Raw genomic sequence first — 18,858 nt, forward strand, 5'->3', positions numbered from 1 at the left:
TTCGTGATTCGAGAGTTTGTCTGTGGTCTGAGGGGGGCCTGGGGGCGGGCCGGCTGCGCGCTCTGTTCGGTTCAGGAGCGCGAGCCGGCCCAACCTCCGTCAGACCTCTTCGACGCTGCTCGGCTCGCGCCGGGACAGGTCGATGCCGAGCTCTTCGGCGGCGCGGAAGACGTCCTCGTCGGAGTCCCGCATCTCGATGGACTGGCCGTCCGAGGACAGCACCTCCACGTTGAGGCAGAGCGACTGCATTTCCTTGATGAGAACCTTGAAGGACTCGGGAATGCCGGGCTCGGGGATGTTCTCGCCCTTGACGATGGCCTCGTAGACCTTCACGCGGCCGAGCACGTCGTCGGACTTGATGGTGAGCAGCTCCTGCAGGGCGTACGCAGCGCCGTACGCCTCGAGGGCCCACACCTCCATCTCACCGAAGCGCTGACCACCGAACTGCGCCTTACCACCGAGCGGCTGCTGGGTGATCATCGAGTACGGACCGGTCGACCGGGCGTGCAGCTTGTCGTCGACCAGGTGGTGCAGCTTGAGGATGTACATGTAGCCGACCGAGACCGGCATCGGGAACGGCTCGCCGGAGCGGCCGTCGAACAGGCGGGCCTTGCCGGTGGAGTTCACCAGGCGCTCACCGTCACGGGTGAGGGTGGTGTTGTCCAGCAGACCGGTGATCTCGTCCTCGCGGGCGCCGTCGAAGACCGGGGTGGCGAGGTTGGTGCCACCGTCGACCTGGTCGGCACCGATCGCCTGCAGGCGCTGGGCCCACTCGTCGGCGAGACCGGAGACGTCCCAGCCCTGCTTGGCGAGCCACCCGAGGTGGATCTCCAGGACCTGTCCCGGGTTCATTCGGGACGGGACACCCAGCGGGTTGAGGATGATGTCGACCGGGGTGCCGTCCTCGAGGAAGGGCATGTCCTCGACCGGGAGGATCTTGGAGATGACACCCTTGTTGCCGTGACGGCCGGCGAGCTTGTCACCGTTGGTGATCTTGCGCTTCTGGGCCACGTAGACGCGGACCAGCTGGTTGACACCCGGGGGGAGCTCGTCGCCCTCCTCGCGGTCGAACACGCGCACACCGATGACCTTGCCGGACTCACCGTGCGGGACCTTCAGCGAGGTGTCGCGGACCTCACGGGCCTTCTCGCCGAAGATCGCGCGGAGCAGGCGCTCCTCGGGGGTCAGCTCGGTCTCGCCCTTCGGGGTGACCTTGCCGACGAGGATGTCACCGGTGACGACGTCGGCGCCGATCCGGATGATGCCGCGCTCGTCGAGGTCCGCGAGGACCTCCTCGGAGACGTTCGGGATGTCCCGGGTGATCTCCTCGGGGCCGAGCTTGGTGTCACGGGCGTCGACCTCGTGCTCCTCGATGTGGATCGAGGAGAGGACGTCGTCCTGCACGAGGCGCTGCGACAGGATGATCGCGTCCTCGTAGTTGTGACCCTCCCACGACATGAACGCCACGAGCAGGTTCTTGCCGAGGGCCATCTCGCCCTCGTCGGTGCACGGGCCGTCGGCCAGCACCTGGTTGACCTCGACCCGGGCGCCCTCGTCCACGAGCACCTTCTGGTTGAAGGCGGTGCCCTGGTTGGAGCGGGTGAACTTGGCGGCGCGGTACGTGGTGTACGTGCCGTCGTCGTTGGCCACGGTGACGTAGTCGGCCGAGACCTCCTGCACCACGCCCGACTTCTCGGCGGTGATGACGTCGGCGGCGTCGACGGCGCAGCGGTACTCCATGCCGGTGCCGACCAGCGGGGCCTCGCTCTTCAGCAGCGGCACCGCCTGACGCATCATGTTCGAGCCCATGAGCGCGCGGTTGGCGTCGTCGTGCTCGAGGAACGGGATCATGGCGGTCGCGACCGACACCATCTGGCGCGGCGAGACGTCCATGTAGTCGATCTCGGTGCCCGGGATGTAGTCGATCTCGCCACCACGGCGGCGGACCAGGACGCGCGGCTCGGCGAAGTGCAGGTCCGCGGTCAGCGGGGCGTTCGCCTGGGCGATGACGTAGCGGTCCTCCTCGTCGGCGGTGAGGTAGTCCACCTTCTCGGTGACGACACCGTCGACGACCTTGCGGTACGGGGTCTCGATGAAGCCGAAGGCGTTGACCCGGCCGTACGAGGCCAGCGACCCGATCAGACCGATGTTCGGGCCTTCCGGGGTCTCGATCGGACACATGCGGCCGTAGTGCGAGGGGTGCACGTCACGGACCTCGAAGCCGGCGCGCTCACGGGAGAGACCACCGGGACCGAGGGCGGACAGACGACGCTTGTGGGTCAGGCCCGACAGCGGGTTCGTCTGGTCCATGAACTGCGACAGCTGGCTGGTGCCGAAGAACTCCTTGATGGAGGCGACGACCGGCCGGATGTTGATCAGGGTCTGCGGCGTGATCGCCTCGACGTCCTGGGTGGTCATGCGCTCGCGCACGACGCGCTCCATACGGGCGAGACCCGTACGGACCTGGTTCTGGATGAGCTCGCCGACGTTGCGCAGGCGGCGGTTGCCGAAGTGGTCGATGTCGTCGACCTCGACCACGATGTCGCGGCCGGTCTCGTCACGCCACTCGGTCTCGCCCGCGTGCAGCTTCACCAGGTACTTGATCGCACCGATGATGTCGGGCTCGGTGAGCACACCGGAGTCCAGGGACTCGGCGTTGCCCAGCTTCCTGTTGAGCTTGTACCGGCCGACCTTGGCCAGGTCGTAGCGCTTCGGGTTGAAGTACAGGTTCTCCAGAAGCGTCTGCGCGGCCTCGCGCGTCGGCGGCTCGCCCGGACGCAGCTTGCGGTAGATGTCCAGCAGCGCGTCGTCCTGGCCCTGGGTGTGGTCCTTCTCCAGGGTGTTGCGCATGGACTCGTACTCGCCGAACTCCTCGAGAATCATCTCGTTGGTCCAGCCGAGAGCCTTCAGCAGCACGGTGACGGACTGCTTGCGCTTGCGGTCGATGCGGACGCCGACCATGTCGCGCTTGTCGATCTCCATCTCCAGCCAGGCACCACGCGAGGGGATGACCTTGCAGGAGTAGATGTCCTTGTCGGACACCTTGTCCAGGGTGGAGTCGAAGTACACACCCGGGGAGCGGACCAGCTGCGACACGACGACACGCTCGGTGCCGTTGATCACGAACGTGCCCTTGTGGGTCATGAGCGGGAAATCGCCCATGAAGACCGTCTGAGACTTGATCTCACCGGTCTCGTTGTTGGTGAACTCGGCCGTGACGAAGAGCGGGGCCGCGTACGTGAAGTCACGGTCCTTGCACTCGTCAATGGAGTTCTTCGGCGGCTCGAAACGGTGGTCGCGGAAGGTCAGGGACATCGACCCGCTGAAGTCCTCGATCGGCGAGATCTCCTCGAAGATCTCCTCCAGACCGGACTTGGTGGGGACATCCTGACCAGACTCCAGCGCCTGCTCGACCCGGGACTTCCAGGCCGCGTTGCCGAGCAGCCAGTCAAAGCTCTCGGTCTGCAGGGCCAGGAGGTTCGGGACCTCGAGGGGCTCCTTGATCTTCGCGAACGAGACGCGGAGCGGGGCGGTGGATGCGGCGGAATTGTTCGAGGCGTTGCGCGGCGCGGCCAAGAGGGGGGTCCTTCCGAGGGCTCGGAGCTCACTACGCGCGTACCAGCCGGGCCTGCTTGAGCCTGGATTCCGCCTCCCTCGCCACTGGCCTCCGCCGGGGTCGAAACCCCAGGTCAGAGCCGCTTTGCGGAGGCGGTGCCAGACCCCTTCAGGGCAACGCAAACTCCGGGCGACGAGTCACGGAGCAGCTAACAGGCAGCGCAAAGGGACAGTGTAGCCAATGGCCACACTGCTGTCCAGCTCTGATTCGGAAACCGAATCGGAGACTCCTCCCGGTAGCCGGGGGCGCGGGCGCCCACCGGGTACTGCTCTAACTCACGTGGAGTCATTTCCCGCCGGAGCCGCTGGTTATGCATCCAGCCGCAAACCAACCGGGGCGGACTCGCGCCTTGAGAATCGCGCGCCTCGCCAGGTTCGTCAAGGGCCCGTCGGCGGGGGCGGACCTCGACCCGTTCATCGGCCCGAACCCCCTCGGCGTTACAGAAGCCGTGGTCGGGGGCCACCGTCGATGACGGTGATCACCATACTCCTCGTGGCCGACAGCACCCAGTGCGCGATCGGCCACACCGGTGGCCGCGCTGCTCCGGGCCGGGGAAGGCCGGCAGGGGCCGGGAACGCAAAAGACCGGGCCGACCACCCGCAAGGGTGATCGGCCCGGTCTCAGACCCCCTCAGAGGGGGCGAGAAGTCACTTGACGGTGACCTTGGCGCCGGCACCCTCGAGGGCGGCCTTGGCCTTCTCGGCAACGTCCTTGGCAACCTTCTCCAGGACCTTGGCACCAGCGGTGTCAACGAGGTCCTTGGCCTCCTTCAGGCCGAGGGAGGTCAGGGTGCGCACCTCCTTGATGACCTGGATCTTCTTGTCGCCGGCGGCGTCGAGGATGACGTCGAACTCGTCCTGCTCCTCGACGGCCTCGGCCACGGCGCCCGGGCCGGCGATGCCGGCAACGGCGACCGGAGCGGCAGCGGTGACGTCGAACTTGTCCTCGAAGGCCTTCACGAAGGCAGCGAGCTCGATGAGGGTGAGCTCCTCGAACTGCGCGAGCAGCTCGTCCTGGGTCAGCTTCGCCATGATTGGCGTCCTTCCACTAAATCGGCAGGTGGTGCCGGATGTACGGGTTGGCGGGCGTACGGGCCCGCAGCGAGGCGTGAGCCTGCCGAATTACTCGGCGGCCGCGTCCTCGGCGGCGGGAGCCGGCGTACCGGCACCGCCCTGCTCGACCTTGTCGCGCAGCGCGTCCACAGTGCGGACGAGCTTCGACGGCAGGGCCTGGAAGAGCGCGGCAGCCTGGGACTGCTTGGCCTTCAGGGCACCCGCCAGCTTGGCGAGCAGCACCTCGCGGGACTCGAGGTCCGCGAGCTTCTTGATCTCATCGGCGGACAGCGCCTTGCCGTCAAGGACACCGCCCTTGATGATGAGAGCGGGGTTCTCCTTGGCGAAGTCACGCAGAGCCTTCGCCGACTCCACCGGGTCACCGGTGACGAAGGCAACAGCCGTCGGACCGTTGAACAGGTCGTCGAGCTCGGAGATCCCGGCCTCGTTGGCCGCGATCTTGGTCAGCGTGTTCTTCACCACGGCGTACTCGGCGTTGTCGCCGAGCGAGCGACGCAGGGTCTTGACCTGCTTCACCGAGAGACCGCGGTACTCGGTCAGCAGCGCCGCGGAGGAGCCACGGAACTTGTCCGTGATCTCGGCGACGGCGGCAGCCTTGTCGGGCCTGGCCATAGGCTTACGCCTCCTTCCGTGATGTCGAAGTCCGGCCGACCGCAAAGTCGACCATTCACGCCTCGAACCGGCCGGAACGGAAGGAAAGCTCTTGCGGAAACGCAATGAGCCCCGGTGCGCAGGCGCACGGGGCTCGTGACGACCTCGACGGGCATTCGCGCGGACGCGGTTCCCGGAAGTCGAAGCTCCAGACACACCTGCGCGGGCTGCCTGCGACGAATCGCAGATCCTTCGGCCACCCGCTCCCTGACGGGGGCGAGGCGACAACCAGCGGTCTTTGGCTTCGGCAACAGTAACCGGACCCGTCCGTACGAAGCAAATCGCCCTCGGACGGGTGAACCGCCCGGTCCGAACCGGGCTCAGCGCGCCAGCGGGGAGACCGTCCGGACGCCGGTGTCCACGGTGTCCGTCTCGGCCGGGGCCTGGGCCGAGAGCAGCGGCCCGGCGAGGTCGGAGTAGAGCACCGAGTCGTCCGCCCGGCCGGTGTCCCCGTTACCGGTGCGCTGGAGCCGGACCAACTGGTCCTTGTCGTTCAGCCAGAGGTCCAGGGTGAGCGAGATCGAGCCGCCGGGGGCCAGGGCGGCCCGCAGGCCGTCCCGGCGGGACTGGGTCAGCGGGGTCTGGGCGGCCGCGTACTTCTCGGCGGTGGTGGTCACCCGGTAGTGCTCGACCGTGGAGTCCTCGTACTTCTCCTCGCCGACGAAGGCCGGGTCCACACCCTCCGCGGTGGCCGCGGCCAGCGCCTCGACCGGGTTCAGCAGGTCGATCAGCCCCGCGTACGGGACCTCCTTGTGGCCGTCCGGGTCGGGCGGGACGGAGAAGCGCTCCCAGTGCTTGCCGCCGCGCTTGGCCGCGGTGGCGGCGTCGCCGCCCTGGTAGCCGACGGTGTCCACGACGATCAGCTGCTCGGCGTCGCCCGGGGTGGAGCGCTTGATCTGCAGCGCCGTCTTGGGCGACCAGAACAGCGGGCCGGAGCCGGCGTCCGCGCCGAGCCGGTAGCTGACCTTGGCCCGGCGGGCGGTCTGCATGGCCAGCTGGGCGGAGAGCAGCACCCCGTGCGGCGAACGGTCGGTCGGCTTGGCCGGCCCGGTCGGGGTGGCGGCGGTCGCGGGGGCGCTGCTCGCGCTGGAGCCGGTGGACGGCGAGGCGGGCGCGTCCCCGCCCCCGCCGCAGCCGGTCAACCCGCTCGCGAGCACGGCGACCACGGCCAGTGCCGCCAGCCGCTGCCGTCCCGCCATCGTCCGTTCCTCTCGCACCGGGCCACCTTGCCATCCGGACCGGGCCCGACCGGTGGCGGCCCCCTGGTCGGTCCCCGCCGGGCCCGTCCCGTCCACCGGGACGGACGAGTCGGGCGCCGGGGCGGGGCGCGGGATCAGCTGTCGGCGCCGGCGTTCTGGCCGGCCTTCGCCAGCTCGGTGATCTCGATCGTGTCGGACTTGTCCGGCGCGGTCGTGGCGACCGGAGTGCCGTAGTCGGAGTAGGTCACGGCGAACTTCATCGCGCCGACCTTGGTGTCGGCCTGCGCGGCCTGCTTGAGCACGAGCTGGTCGGCGTCCACCCAGATGTCGACGGTCTCGCTGGTGATCCCCGCGGTGGTCATCGACTGCCTCACGTGGTCGAGCTGCTCGGGGGTCAGCTGGTTGGTGTTGGCCGCCACCAGGTCGGCCACCTTCAGCGTGCCGGTGTAGTGGGTGGCCGGCTTGCCGTTCACCGTCTCCTTCCCGACCTCGGTCACGGTGCCGGAGGCGATCACGGAGCGCACCGCCTCCACCGGATCGGCCTTCTTCAGCTGATCGGCGCTGCCCGCGCCGCCGGCGCCGCCCTGCAGCTTGGCCATGTCGTCGTAGCCGACGTGTACCCAGTGCCGTCCGTCGGAGGCCTTCAGGGCGTCGCCACCGAGCTTCATGTACATGCCGTCCTGGACGAACCGGTACGTGAACGCGGTGCCGCCGATGCTGCCGGCCATCTTGTCGGCGCCCGGGGTGCCGGACATGTCCATCGTCATGTCGCCCTGGAGACCGTCGCCCCAGGCCAGGGCGCCGTCGGCCTTCATCGAGACGGAGCCGACCGTGATCTCCTCGGCGATCTTGGCCGACTTGGCGGCGCCGGTCTTCTTGGTGACCTGCTCCAGGTAGACCGCCGGGCTCACCTTGACCGGCGGGGCGGCGGCGGTGGCGGTGGTCGCGGCGGCGGCCGTGGTCGGCGCGGCCGGGGCGGCGTTCTTGCCGTCGGAGTCGTTGTCGTCGCAGGCGGTCGCGGTCAGCGCCAGAGCGGCGAGGACGACGGCGACGGCGGCCTTCTGGGTTCCAGCCATGGTGTTCCCCCCTTGAGAACCCCCGGGCGCGCGACGCGCCCGGGGCGGTAGCCGGTGTTGCTGCGGGTGGAGCCGACGGGGCTCCGGTTCGAGGGTCCGGCCGGATCAGCCGAACAGCTTGAGGAGGTCGGCCTGGGAGCCGAGGTCGCCCGCGGCGGGCGCCTCGACCTTGCCGCCCTTGCCGAGGTCGGAGTACTTGACGGTGACGGCCTTCTGCTCGCCGTTGGTGTCGCCGTACTCCTGGTACTTGACGAGCTCCTGCTTGGCGTTCAGCCAGAAGTCGATGGTGAGGGACTTGCCGTCCTCCTCCAGCGTCTTCTGGACGGCCTGGCGCTGCTCGGCCGTCAGCGAGGTCATTCCGGCCACCAGGGTGGCGGTGTCCTCGACCGCCCGCAGGTGGGTGGTCTGGACGCCGTCGACGCTCTCCTGGCCGACCTTGCTGAGCTTGCCGCTCGCGCTGGCGATGGTGAGCTGGGCGACCGGGTTCATCATCTGGCCCATCACCACGAAGGCGCCGCCCATCTCCTCCGAGGAGGGCACCTTGACCCAGTGCTTGCCCTGCAGGGCCGCAGCCGCGTCGTCGCCGCCGACGTAGGCGTCCGCCCCGATCACCCGGATCTTGAGCTTCTTGCCGTCCATGTCGGCGGCCACGTCCAGGGCGGCCTTGCCCGGGTCCTTCCAGTCGGCGGTGCCGCTGCCGCCCGGGCTGGAGGCGTCCGGGGAGGTCATGGCGACCTTGCCGTTGCCGGCCTTCTGCATCACCAGGGCGGCGGCGGCGAGCGCGGTCTTCGGATCGGCGGTCAGCCCGGCCGCGGCGGCGGCCGCACCGGCGTCCTTGGCGTCGTTGGCGGTGCCCTTGGCGTCGCTGCCGCCCTTGCTGCCGCAGGCGGTGAGGGCGGCCAGCAGAACGGCGGCGGTCGCGACGGTCGAGGCGAGGCGGACAGCACGCATGGAGGTTCCCCCCGTAGGTTTTTCGGAAGAGCCGATCCTCGGCTCCTGCTCAGCCGGACTCTAACGGATTGCCAGGTCCGGCCCGCACCGGATATCTCCTCCCGTCACCCGGCCGCGGCGGGTGACGTCTCCCCCGTCGCGGTACCTGAGACATCCGTCGTGGTCACCGTGGTTCCGGCGCTCCCGCTGGCCGTCTCACGCAGCCTCAGCAGCCGTTGGCCGGGGCCGACCCAGACGTCGTAGCCGATCTGCGCGACCCCGCGCTGCCGGTACCAGCCGACCACCGCGGCGAGTTGCCGGGGGCTCAGCTCCCGGTCCGCGCCGAAGTAGTCGGCCACCGGGGCGGCGCCCCGGTAGTGCGCGACGGTCGCCCCGCCGAGCTGCTCGCCGCCCAGCGAGCCGAGCCGGTCGGTCTGGGCCATCGCGTACGCCCGGCTGCCCGGGTTGGTGACAAGCGCGGTCATCCAGCCGCCCGCGTAGCCGGCCGGGTCGGGGCTGGCCGCCGGGTCGAGCGACTCCGCGGTGGCGCGCTCCGCGTGCTTGTCCGCGCCGCCCTGGTAGGCGAGGTCGAGGGCGCCGTCCCGGAGCGCCAGCCGCGCGGTGCCCAGTTCGTCGGTGACGGTCAGCGCGGCCTCGTCCCGGTCGCCCCAGACCAGGGTGCCGCTCGCGGTGCGCCGGCCGTCCGGACCCTCCCGCACCAGGTCGATCCGGGCGCCGCCGGTGTCGTCCAGGGCCTGGGCGGCCGCGAGCACCACCTGCTTGGGCGGGATCGGCGCCGGCTCACCGGGGACGCGGGTGCCCGGGGCGGCCAGCACGCTGCACCCGGTGGAGGCGCCGAGCAGCAGCAGGGCCGCCGCGAGCGCGGCGGGGCGAAGGGCGGGCGGCACGGCACACTCCGGCGGTCACAGGTTCTCCACATGATCTGACCGGCAGAGCGTACGACGACTCGGGCACGCGTTCCCATCCTCCCGTGTCCCGATCCGGCAACCGTTCGGGCGGCCCCGGAGGCAGCAACGACGGCGGGCCCGCACCCCCGGTGAAGGGGGTACGGGCCCGCCGTACGGACTGCTCTAGAGCACTGGGGCTCAGACCGCGGCCGGGTCCTCCTCGACGAGGAGGTTGCGGGTGCGGTTCGGGTCCACCTGGATGCCGGGGCCCATGGTGGTCGAGAAGGCGGCCTTCTTGATGTAGCGGCCCTTGGCGGCGGACGGCTTGGCGCGGAGCACCTCGTCCAGCGCGGCGGCGTAGTTCTCGACCAGCTGCTCGTCGGTGAAGGAGGCCTTACCGATGATGAAGTGCAGGTTCGAGTGCTTGTCGACGCGGAACTCGATCTTGCCGCCCTTGATCTCGTTCACGGCCTTGGCGGTGTCCGGGGTCACGGTGCCGGTCTTCGGGTTCGGCATCAGGCCACGGGGACCGAGCACGCGGCCCAGGCGACCGACCTTGCCCATGAGGTCCGGGGTGGCGACGACGGCGTCGAAGTCGAGGCGGCCCTTGGCGACCTCGTCGATGAGCTCGTCGGAACCGACGATGTCGGCACCCGCAGCACGCGCGGCCTCGGCACGCTCGCCGGTCGCGAAGACCAGGACCCGAGCGGTCTTACCGGTGCCGTGCGGGAGGATCACGGTGCTGCGGACCATCTGGTCGGCCTTGCGCGGGTCGACGCCCAGACGCATGGCGACCTCGACGGTGCCGTCGAACTTGGTGGTGCTGGTCGCCTTGGCGAGGCGGACGGCCTCGAGGGGGGCGTAAAGGCGCTCGCGGTCGACCTTGGCGTCCGCGGCCTTCAGAGCCTTGCTGCGCTTCACTGCTGCTCCTGAATGGTGATTGGAGTTGTGGTATTCGACGGGCCTGCGCAGGCCCTACCACAGGGACGGCTGAGCCGGTTTGCCCCTGACGGGACGGGGGGCTTGATCAGCCCTCGACGGTGATGCCCATCGACCGGGCGGTGCCGGCGATGATCTTCTCCGCCGCGTCCAGGTCGTTGGCGTTCAGGTCGGGCATCTTGGTGGTGGCGATCTCGCGGACCTGGGCGCTGGTGAGCTTGGCGACCTTGGTCTTGTGCGGCTCGCTGGAGCCCTTGTCGATACCGGCGGCCTTCAGGATGAGGCGCGCGGCCGGCGGCGTCTTCGTGATGAAGGTGAAGGAACGGTCGTCGTAGACCGTGATCTCCACCGGCACGATCATGCCGCGCTGCGACTCGGTCGCAGCGTTGTAGGCCTTGCAGAACTCCATGATGTTGACGCCGTGCTGGCCCAGCGCGGGGCCGACCGGCGGCGCCGGGTTGGCCGCACCGGCGTTGATCTGGAGCTTGATAAGCCCCGTGATCTTCTTCTTCTTGGGAGGCATGTCTCTCCGGGTCCTTCCGAGAGGTGATTGCTGGTGCATGCGGAACCGGGGCGACACCCGGCCGCCAGCACACACATCAGGCCAGGCTAACGCGTCCGCGCCGCTGGACCAAAACGAGTTCGGGGCAGAGCCCTCGGCTCTGCCCCGAACCCGAAGACCGTATGACTAGTTCTTCTGGATCTGGTCGAAGGAGAGCTCGACCGGGGTCTCCCGGCCGAAGATCTCGACCAGGCCCTTGACCTTCTTCGAGTCGGGGTTGATCTCGTTGATGGTCGCCTGGAGGGTCGCGAACGGGCCGTCGGTGACGGTGACCGAGTCGCCGACCTCGAAGTCCAGGACCTGGATCTCGCTGGGCTTGACCGGCGAGGGCTTGCCGGCCTCCTTGGCCGCCTGGCGCTCGACGTCCGGGGCGAGCATCTTGACGACCTCGTCCAGGGTCAGCGGGTACGGGTCGTAGGCGTTGCCCACGAAGCCGGTGACACCGGGGGTGTTGCGCACGACGCCCCAGGACTCCGGGGTGAGGTCCATGCGCACCAGGACGTAGCCGGGGAGCTTGTTCTGCCGGATGGTCTTGCGGTCGCCGTTCTTGATCTGGACGACCTCCTCCTGCGGCACCTCGGCCTGGAAGATGTACTCCTCGACGTTCAGCGAGACGGCGCGCTGCTCCAGGTTCTGCTTCACCCGGTTCTCGTAGCCGGCGTAGGTGTGGATCACGTACCACTCGCCCGGCATGAAGCGCAGGTCCTCGCGGAACTTGGCGACCGGGTCGACCTCGACCTCGGCCTCGGTCTCGTCCTCGGCCTCGGTCTCTTCCTCGGCGGGCTCCTCGTCGGCCGACTCCTCGGCGACGGGCTCCTCCTCGTCCTCCACGCGCAGCGCGGCCTCCTCGGCGGGCTCGCCGGCCTCGGCCTCGTCGTACGCCTCGACCTCGTCCTCGTCGCTGTCCGCGGCGTCGACGATCTGCTCGGCGGACTCGACGTCGTCAGCCAGCTCGGCCGCGTCCAGCTCGGCGGCGACATCCGCCTCACGGACGGTCTCGTCGGCGTCGTACAGGGGGGACTCAGACACGGTGGCTGCTTCTTTCCTGGAGATGGTGAAGGTGGCGCGCTCCGAAACCGGACCGGCGCGCGGCCGCTCGCGCGGGCGCCAGGAGAGGTCTCGGAGACTTCAACAGTACCGAGTCCACGGTACGCGCGCGTACGTCCGCCGCCGACAGCTCGACCCGGACCGATGATTCGGCCCGGGTCGGGAGGTGGTTCGGAGGTGGGGGCTCGATCAGCCGAAGACCAAGAGGCTCAGCTTGGCGAAGCCGTAGTCGAGGCCGTAGACGAAGCCCATCACGACCACGACGAAGGTCACCACGACGGCGGTGTAGTTGGTGAGCTCGCTCCGGGTGGGCCAGACGACCTTGCGGAGCTCCGCGATGATCTGGCGGTAGAACAGGCCCATCCGCGCGAAGAGGCCCTTCTTGGCCCGCTTGCCGGACTTCTTCTGCTTGCCGGACGTCTTGTCGCCCTCGGCAGACGTGGTCTCGGCAGCGCCGTCGGCCCCCTCGGGGTTGCCGCTCTCAGGCGTTGCGGTGGAGCCCGTGGTCTCCGTCACTCGTCCTCACCTGAATCCGGGTCCGGCCGAACATCACCTGCGTACCCGTTTCAGGCACGAGCGGTCGGCTTAAGCGGTGCTGATCGGTGCCCTTTCCGCATCAAGCCCGCTCGCTCTGTGGAGCGAACGGGCTGAATACGGATCAAGCAGCAGGGCAAGAGGGACTCGAACCCCCAACCGCCGGTTTTGGAGACCGGTGCTCTACCAATTGAGCTATTGCCCTTCGGAACCTCGCGGCTCCTGCGTGCCGACCAACCTACCGCATCTCCCCCCGCTGTCCGTACAGGCGGTGAAAGCTCCGGTCTTTTTCGGTGGGCCGTCGAGGAGCGAGTGTACGTGGTCGAGGGGTGTTTGGTCGAACCTCTTCTTCCGGGGCCGCCGTCCGCCCGGCGGATGTCCGGCCCGGTGGGGCGGTGACCGGCGGATCGCCGGGGCCGCGATCCGGACGGGTCCGTACGGATGCTGGAACCTCGCTGCCCGGTCCGTCCCGGTTCTGCGACGATGCAGGCATGAGCGCTTCCACCCCGCAGCCCGACCAGTCCATCCGCCCCGCCGACCGCCGGGTCTCCGCCCGGATCGGCGCGATCGCCGAGTCCGCGACCCTCGCCGTGGACGCCAAGGCCAAGGCCCTCAAGGCCGCCGGCCGTCCGGTGATCGGCTTCGGTGCCGGCGAGCCCGACTTCCCCACGCCGGACTACATCGTCGAGGCGGCCGTCGAGGCCTGCCGCGACCCGAAGAACCACCGGTACACCCCGGCGGGTGGCCTGCCCGAGCTGAAGGCCGCGATCGCCGCCAAGACGCTGCGCGACTCCGGCTACCAGGTGGACGCCTCCCAGGTGCTGGTCACCAACGGTGGCAAGCAGGCGATCTACGAGGCCTTCGCCGCGATCCTCGACCCGGGCGACGAGGTCATCATCCCGGCCCCGTACTGGACCACCTACCCGGAGTCGGTCCAGCTGGCCGGCGGCGTTCCGGTGGCCGTCGTCGCCGACGAGACCACCGGTTACAAGGTCTCGGTCGAGCAGCTGGAGGCCGCCCGCACCGAGAACACCAAGGTGGTGCTGTTCGTCTCGCCGTCCAACCCGACCGGCGCGGTGTACACCGAGGCCGAGGCCGAGGCGATCGGCCGCTGGGCGCTGGAGCACGGCCTGTGGGTGCTCACCGACGAGATCTACGAGCACCTGGTCTACGGCGACGCGACCTTCACCTCGCTGCCGACCCTGCTGCCCGAGCTGGCCGACAAGTGCATCGTGGTCAACGGCGTCGCCAAGACCTACGCCATGACCGGCTGGCGGGTGGGCTGGGTGATCGGCCCCAAGGACGTGATCAAGGCCGCGACCAACCTGCAGTCGCACGCCACCTCCAACGTCTCCAACGTCGCCCAGCGCGCCGCGCTGGCCGCCGTCGCGGGCGACCTGGACGCGGTGGCCGAGATGCGCAAGGCCTTCGACCGCCGCCGCAAGACCATCGTGCGGATGCTCAACGAGATCGAGGGCGTCCTCTGCCCCGAGCCCGAGGGCGCGTTCTACGCCTACCCGTCGGTCAAGGGCCTGCTGGGCAAGGAGATCCGCGGCAAGCGCCCGCAGACCTCGGGCGAGCTGGCCGCGCTGATCCTGGACGAGGCCGAGGTCGCGGTCGTCCCGGGCGAGGCCTTCGGCACCCCCGGCTACCTGCGGCTCTCCTACGCGCTCGGTGACGCCGACCTGGCCGAGGGCGTCGGCCGGATGCAGAAGCTGCTCGGCGAGGCCCGCGACTGACCGCGCGGCCGACCGCGCGTCGACCCCGCGGGTCAACCCGACACCCGGGATTCACCCGCTCCACCGGCGAGCGGGCGAGCGGCGGCACCGCCCTCTTTCACCCCTTCGGGGGACGGGAAGAGGGCGGTTCCCGTTTGGGGGTCGGATACGGCAGTATCGGCGAATGGAAAGCCTGTTGAACCCGCGAGACGTCAGGGACCTCCCGAAGGCCCACCTGCACCTGCACTTCACCGGCTCGATGCGACCCGCCACCCTGCTGGAGCTGGCCGACAAGCACGGCGTCCGGCTGCCGGAGGCGCTCAGCTCCGGCGAGCCGCCCGAGCTGCGCGCCACCGACGAGCGCGGCTGGTTCCGCTTCCAGCGCCTCTACGACACCGCCCGCTCGGTGCTCCGGGACGAGTCGGACATCCGCCGGCTGGTCCTGGAGACCGCGCAGGACGAGCTGCGGGACGGCTCCCGCTGGCTGGAGATCCAGGTCGACCCGACCTCCTACGCGCCCCGGCTCGGCGGACTGATCCCCGCGCTGGAGCTGATCCTTGACGCGGTGCGGCAGGCCGCGGCGGCCACCGGGGTGGGCATCCGGGTGCTGGTCGCGGCGAACCGGATGAAGTCCCCGATGGACGCCCGGACGCTGGCCCGGCTCGCCGTCCGCTACGCCGACCACGGCGTGGTCGGCTTCGGCCTCTCCAACGACGAACGCCGCGGCCTGGCCCGGGACTTCGACCGGGCGTTCGAGATCGCACGCAAGGGCGGGCTGCTGGCCGCCCCGCACGGCGGCGAACTGGCCGGGCCGGAGTCCGTCCGGGACTGCCTGGACGACCTGGGGGCCGGCCGGATCGGCCACGGCGTCCGGGCCGCCGAGGACCCCCGGCTGATGGCCCGGCTGGCGGACCGCCAGGTCACCTGCGAGGTCTGCCCGGCCTCCAACGTCTCGCTCGGCGTCTACGAGCGCCCCGAGGAGGTGCCGCTGCGCCGGCTGTTCGACGCCGGGGTGCCGCTGGCGCTCGGCGCGGACGACCCGCTGCTGTTCGGCAGCCGGCTGGCCGCCCAGTACGAACTGGCCCGGGACGCCCTGGGCTTCGGCGACGCCGAACTCGCCGAGCTGGCACGGCAGTCGGTGCGCGGCTCGTGCGCGCCGGAGGCCGTCCGCAAGGAGCTGCTGGCGGACATCGACGGCTGGCTGGTGGGCGCCCCGGTGCCGGTCGGGAGCACCGCCTAGAGCTTGACGCCCACCATCACGGGCTCGTTCACCAGCTCCACCCCGAAGGCCTCGCGGACCCCGTCCCGGATCTCCCGGGCCAGGGCCAGCAGGTCCTCGGCGGTGGCCGCGCCGCGGTTGGTGAGCGCCAGGGTGTGCTTGGTGGAGAGCGTCGCCGGACCGTCGCCGTAGCCCTTGCCGAAGCCCGCCCGGTCGATCAGCCAGGCCGCCGAGGTCTTGGTGCAGCCCTCCGGGGCCGGGTAGGCGGGGGCGTTCTCGGCCCCCGGGCGGGTGCGGAAGGACTCGTACTGCGCCGCCGTGAGCACCGGGTTGGTGAAGAAGGAGCCGGCCGACCAGGTGTCGTGGTCCGCCGGGTCCAGCACCATGCCCTTGCCCGAACGCAGCCCCAGCACCGCCTCGTACGCCTCGCCCAGCGGCACCCGCTCGCCCTGCTCGACGCCGAAGTGCCTCGCCACCTCCGTGTACTTGACCGGGGTGGAGAGCCCCGCGTGGTCCGCCAGGGCGAACCGCACCCGCAGCACCACATAGCGGTCCGGCTCGGCCTTGAAGCGGCTGTGCCGGTAGGAGAAGCGGCACTCGGCATTGTCGAGGGTGATCACCTCGCCCGCCGTGCGGTCGTACGCGACCACCTCGGTGACCGTCTGGGCCACCTCCTGGCCGTACGCGCCGACGTTCTGCACCGGGGTCGCGCCGGCCGAGCCGGGGATGCCGGCCAGGAACTCGATCCCGGCCAGGCCGTGCTCCCGCACCGTACGGGTGACCGCCTCGGACCACACCTCGCCGGCCGCCAGCTCCAGCACCGTGCCGTCCAGGGCGAAGCCGGTGGTGGCGATCCGCAGCACGGTGCCGGGGAAGCCCGCGTCGCCGATCACCAGGTTGGAGCCGCCGCCGAGGACCAGCAGCGGCTCACCGGCCGCGTCGGCCTCACGGACGGCGGCGATCACCTCGTCGTCGGTGTGGGCGGTCACCAGCCGGCGGGCCGGGCCGCCGAGCCGGAGCGTGGTCAGCGGGGCGAGGGGGGCGTCGTTTTCTACCAGCACGCCCACCAGCGTACGGGGACGGGGGCGACCGCCCGGCCGCCCCCGTGACCCGCGTCCGCGGTTCAGGCCTTCGCGGCCTCGGCCGGGACGGGCTGCCCGTCCCCGGGCCCGACGACCGCCGCCTCGATCGCCGCGGCCTCCGCCATCTGGTCGACCTGCGCGGCCTGCTCGACTGCCGCGACCGGCTCCACCGGCTTCGACCGGCGCGGCAGCAGAAGCGCGCAGGCCCCGGCCGCCAGCACCACCCCGGCGCCGACGTACAGCGCGGGCACCATCGCGTCCACGAAGGTCCCGGCCGAGCCGTCGCCGCCCTGCTCGGAGAAGACCGCCGCCAGCACGGCCACCCCGAGCGCGCCGCCGACCTCGCGCAGCGCGTTGTTGGCACCGGAGGCGATGCCCTGCTCCTCCGGCCGGACGCTGTCCATCACCATGGCGGCGGTCGGCGCGAAGTACATCGACATGCCGATCCCGCACATCACCACGGCGGGCACCACCGGGCCGTACGCGTAGTGCCCGAGCCCGGCGTTGATCACCGCGTACAGCGCCAGGCCGGCGCCCTGCAGCGCCAGGCCGAGGACCACGATCAGCCGTCCGCCGAGGCGGTCGGCCAGGATGCCGGCGAGCGGAGCGACGATCAGCCCCACCCCGGTCCACGGGAGCATCCGGATGCCGGCCTCTTCCGGGGTGTAGCCGCCGACGGTCTGCAGGTGCTGGCTGATCAGGAAGATAGAGCCGAACATCCCGAGGGACATCAGCAGGCCAGAGGCGTTGACGGCGGTGAACGTCCGGCTGCGGAACAGCCGCATCGGCAGCATCGGGTGCCGGGCGCCGCGCTGCTCGTACCGCACGAAGGCGATCAGCAGCACCACGCCGCCGGCCAGCGCGGCCAGCACCAGCGGGCTGGTCCAGCCGTCCGGGTTGCCGCGGATCAGGCCGAGCACCACGCCGAACAGGCCGAGGCTCACCAGGACGGTGCCGACCGCGTCCAGGGCCGGGTTGGCACCCCGGCTCTCCCGCAGCTTCAGGGCGGCCAGCGGCACCAGCACGACGCCGACCGGGACGTTCACCCAGAAGATCCACTGCCAGGAGAAGTTCTCGGTCAGGGTGCCGCCGACCAGCGGCCCGGTGGCGATGGCCAGGCCGTTGATGCCGGCCCAGATGCCGAAGGCCATCCCGCGCTTGGCCGCCGGGATGGCGGCGGTCAGCAGGGTGAGGGTGAGCGGCATCGACACCGCGGCCCCGACGCCCTGGACGGCGCGGGCGGCGATCAGCTCGCCGATGCCGGGCGAGAGCGCGGCCGCGGCCGAGCCGACGGTGAAGAGCGTGAGCCCGATCACGAACATCCGGCGGCGGCCGAAGCGGTCGCCGAGCGCCGCGCCGAACATCAGCAGCACGGCGAAGGAGAGGGTGTAGGCGCTGACCGTCCACTCCAGGTCGGAGAGCCCGCCGCCGAGCTCCTCGCGGATGGACGGCAGCGCGGTGGTGACGACCAGGTTGTCCAGCGCGGCCATGAAGCCCGCGAGGGCGGTGATCACCAGGGTCCAGACGCCGGTGCGGCCGATGCCCGGCTTCTCCGTGGCGATCTCCGTCGTGCCCCCGGCCGCCTTCGCCACCGCGTTCCCGACCGTGCTCCCGGTTGTGCTTTCCGCCGCGTTCTCCGTCATGACTCCCCCAGGCTTCCTAGATAGTTATTGATCACTAACTTTCATGGGCCGAGAAAAGGCCGCACGGACTCCGCCGCGCGACCCGCTACTCGGCCTCCTCCTGCTCGCCGAAGCCGTCCCAGATCCGGTGCTCCCGGGGGAAGCCCAGTGCCACCAGGGTGTTGATCAGCATCCCGTAGGCGAAGAACTCCGTGGTCCCCTGCACATCGCCGCCGACCCGCTCCCGGACCCGCTCGAACAGCTCCCCCCACAGCCGCCGGGCGGTCTCGCCGATCTCGTCCTCACCGGCCATCCGGGAGGCGAACACCGAGACGTAGAGCTGCATCTGCATCATCAGCTGCTCGCCGTCCTCGACCAGGCCCATGTACGCCTCGGACATCTTCGCGGCGGCCTCTTCGCCGGTCAGCCCGGCCGACGCCTCGTCGAAGACCTTCCAGGTCTCCTCGATGCAGCGCTCGGCGGCGGCCGTGAAGATCGCCTGCTTGCCCGGGAACAGCCGGAACAGGTACGGCTGCGAGACGCCCACCCGGCGGGCGATCGCCTCGGTGGACGTCCCCCGGTAGCCGTTCCTGGCGAACTCGATCACCGCGGCCCGGACGACGCTCTCGCGCCGCTCCTCCGCGCTCATCCGGATGCTCGTCTTCGCCACGGCAACTAAGTT

16 protein-coding genes and 1 tRNA gene are annotated in these 18,858 nt (G+C 70.4%); 2 read left to right on the forward strand and 15 right to left on the reverse strand.

Features of this window, described 5'->3' with window-relative positions:
* Window positions 1-99: 99 nt before the first annotated feature.
* From rpoB to ACZ7BZ_RS13260, 12 genes are all read right to left on the reverse strand, one after another.
* Window positions 100-3,576, reverse strand: coding sequence for a DNA-directed RNA polymerase subunit beta (rpoB, locus tag ACZ7BZ_RS13205; RefSeq protein WP_380459417.1), 3,477 nt, complete (start codon window positions 3,574-3,576; stop codon window positions 100-102).
* 687 nt (window positions 3,577-4,263) lie between these two features.
* Window positions 4,264-4,647: a 50S ribosomal protein L7/L12 gene (gene rplL, locus ACZ7BZ_RS13210; protein ID WP_380459419.1), complete on the reverse strand. Its 384-nt coding sequence runs from the start codon at window positions 4,645-4,647 to the stop codon at window positions 4,264-4,266.
* Between the two features lie 90 nt (window positions 4,648-4,737).
* Entirely contained in the window at window positions 4,738-5,301 is a 564-nt protein-coding gene (gene rplJ / locus ACZ7BZ_RS13215; RefSeq protein WP_350503606.1) for a 50S ribosomal protein L10, read from the reverse strand.
* 359 nt (window positions 5,302-5,660) lie between these two features.
* Window positions 5,661-6,539, reverse strand: coding sequence for an SCO4651 family lipoprotein (locus tag ACZ7BZ_RS13220; protein WP_380459421.1), 879 nt, complete (start codon window positions 6,537-6,539; stop codon window positions 5,661-5,663).
* Window positions 6,540-6,673: 134 nt separating this feature from the next.
* On the reverse strand, window positions 6,674-7,615 hold the full coding sequence (locus ACZ7BZ_RS13225) for an SCO4651 family lipoprotein (protein WP_470358407.1): 942 nt from the start codon (window positions 7,613-7,615) through the stop codon (window positions 6,674-6,676).
* A 105-nt stretch (window positions 7,616-7,720) separates the two neighbouring features.
* The gene (locus ACZ7BZ_RS13230) at window positions 7,721-8,566 is read right to left on the reverse strand and encodes an SCO4651 family lipoprotein (RefSeq protein WP_470358408.1); all 846 of its coding nucleotides are present in this window, start codon (window positions 8,564-8,566) and stop codon (window positions 7,721-7,723) included.
* A gap of 104 nt (window positions 8,567-8,670) precedes the next feature.
* On the reverse strand, window positions 8,671-9,453 hold the full coding sequence (locus tag ACZ7BZ_RS13235; RefSeq protein ID WP_470358409.1) for a hypothetical protein: 783 nt from the start codon (window positions 9,451-9,453) through the stop codon (window positions 8,671-8,673).
* Between the two features lie 198 nt (window positions 9,454-9,651).
* Entirely contained in the window at window positions 9,652-10,374 is a 723-nt protein-coding gene (rplA, locus tag ACZ7BZ_RS13240) for a 50S ribosomal protein L1 (RefSeq protein WP_380459428.1), read from the reverse strand.
* Window positions 10,375-10,480: 106 nt separating this feature from the next.
* Window positions 10,481-10,915, reverse strand: coding sequence for a 50S ribosomal protein L11 (gene rplK, locus ACZ7BZ_RS13245; protein WP_218198317.1), 435 nt, complete (start codon window positions 10,913-10,915; stop codon window positions 10,481-10,483).
* A 165-nt stretch (window positions 10,916-11,080) separates the two neighbouring features.
* Window positions 11,081-11,983 carry a transcription termination/antitermination protein NusG gene (gene nusG / locus ACZ7BZ_RS13250; protein ID WP_470358410.1) on the reverse strand — a complete coding sequence of 301 codons (903 nt, stop codon included), beginning with the start codon at window positions 11,981-11,983 and terminating at the stop codon, window positions 11,081-11,083.
* Between the two features lie 207 nt (window positions 11,984-12,190).
* Entirely contained in the window at window positions 12,191-12,517 is a 327-nt protein-coding gene (secE, locus tag ACZ7BZ_RS13255) for a preprotein translocase subunit SecE (RefSeq protein WP_380463328.1), read from the reverse strand.
* Window positions 12,518-12,667: 150 nt separating this feature from the next.
* Window positions 12,668-12,740 (reverse strand) — tRNA-Trp (locus tag ACZ7BZ_RS13260).
* A gap of 286 nt (window positions 12,741-13,026) precedes the next feature.
* Between ACZ7BZ_RS13260 and ACZ7BZ_RS13265 the strand changes: the two genes are divergently transcribed.
* Together ACZ7BZ_RS13265 and ACZ7BZ_RS13270 are read left to right on the forward strand one after the other, a co-directional pair.
* Window positions 13,027-14,274 carry a pyridoxal phosphate-dependent aminotransferase gene (locus tag ACZ7BZ_RS13265; protein WP_380463326.1) on the forward strand — a complete coding sequence of 416 codons (1,248 nt, stop codon included), beginning with the start codon at window positions 13,027-13,029 and terminating at the stop codon, window positions 14,272-14,274.
* 163 nt (window positions 14,275-14,437) lie between these two features.
* Window positions 14,438-15,493 carry an adenosine deaminase gene (locus ACZ7BZ_RS13270; protein ID WP_470358411.1) on the forward strand — a complete coding sequence of 352 codons (1,056 nt, stop codon included), beginning with the start codon at window positions 14,438-14,440 and terminating at the stop codon, window positions 15,491-15,493.
* On the opposite strand, the gene ACZ7BZ_RS13275 is transcribed toward ACZ7BZ_RS13270, so the two are convergent.
* The 3 genes from ACZ7BZ_RS13275 to ACZ7BZ_RS13285 all read right to left on the reverse strand — a co-directional run bounded on the left by ACZ7BZ_RS13275 (window position 15,490) and on the right by ACZ7BZ_RS13285 (window position 18,825).
* Window positions 15,490-16,533 (reverse strand): UDP-N-acetylmuramate dehydrogenase, encoded by a 1,044-nt coding sequence (locus ACZ7BZ_RS13275; protein WP_470358412.1) that lies wholly within the window; start codon window positions 16,531-16,533, stop codon window positions 15,490-15,492. The two genes, ACZ7BZ_RS13270 and ACZ7BZ_RS13275, sit on opposite strands and share 4 nt — an antisense overlap.
* A gap of 62 nt (window positions 16,534-16,595) precedes the next feature.
* Window positions 16,596-18,044, reverse strand: coding sequence for an MFS transporter (locus ACZ7BZ_RS13280; protein WP_470358466.1), 1,449 nt, complete (start codon window positions 18,042-18,044; stop codon window positions 16,596-16,598).
* Window positions 18,045-18,282: 238 nt separating this feature from the next.
* The gene (locus ACZ7BZ_RS13285; RefSeq protein ID WP_380463334.1) at window positions 18,283-18,825 is read right to left on the reverse strand and encodes a TetR/AcrR family transcriptional regulator; all 543 of its coding nucleotides are present in this window, start codon (window positions 18,823-18,825) and stop codon (window positions 18,283-18,285) included.
* Between the last annotated feature and the right edge of the window lie 33 nt (window positions 18,826-18,858).

This window comes from Kitasatospora sp. NPDC036934 (assembly GCF_055608425.1).

Bases quoted from the DNA above. Each gene is read 5' to 3' on its own strand.
- rplL (WP_380459419.1), bottom strand. From the start codon at position 4,647: ATGGCGAAGCTGACCCAGGACGAGCTGCTCGCGCAGTTCGAGGAGCTC.
- rplJ (WP_350503606.1), bottom strand. From the start codon at position 5,301: ATGGCCAGGCCCGACAAGGCTGCCGCCGTCGCCGAGATCACGGACAAG.
- ACZ7BZ_RS13220 (WP_380459421.1), bottom strand. From the start codon at position 6,539: ATGGCGGGACGGCAGCGGCTGGCGGCACTGGCCGTGGTCGCCGTGCTC.
- ACZ7BZ_RS13225 (WP_470358407.1), bottom strand. From the start codon at position 7,615: ATGGCTGGAACCCAGAAGGCCGCCGTCGCCGTCGTCCTCGCCGCTCTG.
- ACZ7BZ_RS13230 (WP_470358408.1), bottom strand. From the start codon at position 8,566: ATGCGTGCTGTCCGCCTCGCCTCGACCGTCGCGACCGCCGCCGTTCTG.
- rplK (WP_218198317.1), bottom strand. From the start codon at position 10,915: ATGCCTCCCAAGAAGAAGAAGATCACGGGGCTTATCAAGCTCCAGATC.
- ACZ7BZ_RS13265 (WP_380463326.1), top strand. From the start codon at position 13,027: ATGAGCGCTTCCACCCCGCAGCCCGACCAGTCCATCCGCCCCGCCGAC.
- ACZ7BZ_RS13270 (WP_470358411.1), top strand. From the start codon at position 14,438: ATGGAAAGCCTGTTGAACCCGCGAGACGTCAGGGACCTCCCGAAGGCC.
- ACZ7BZ_RS13280 (WP_470358466.1), bottom strand. From the start codon at position 18,044: ATGGCCGCGCTGGACAACCTGGTCGTCACCACCGCGCTGCCGTCCATC.
- ACZ7BZ_RS13285 (WP_380463334.1), bottom strand. From the start codon at position 18,825: ATGAGCGCGGAGGAGCGGCGCGAGAGCGTCGTCCGGGCCGCGGTGATC.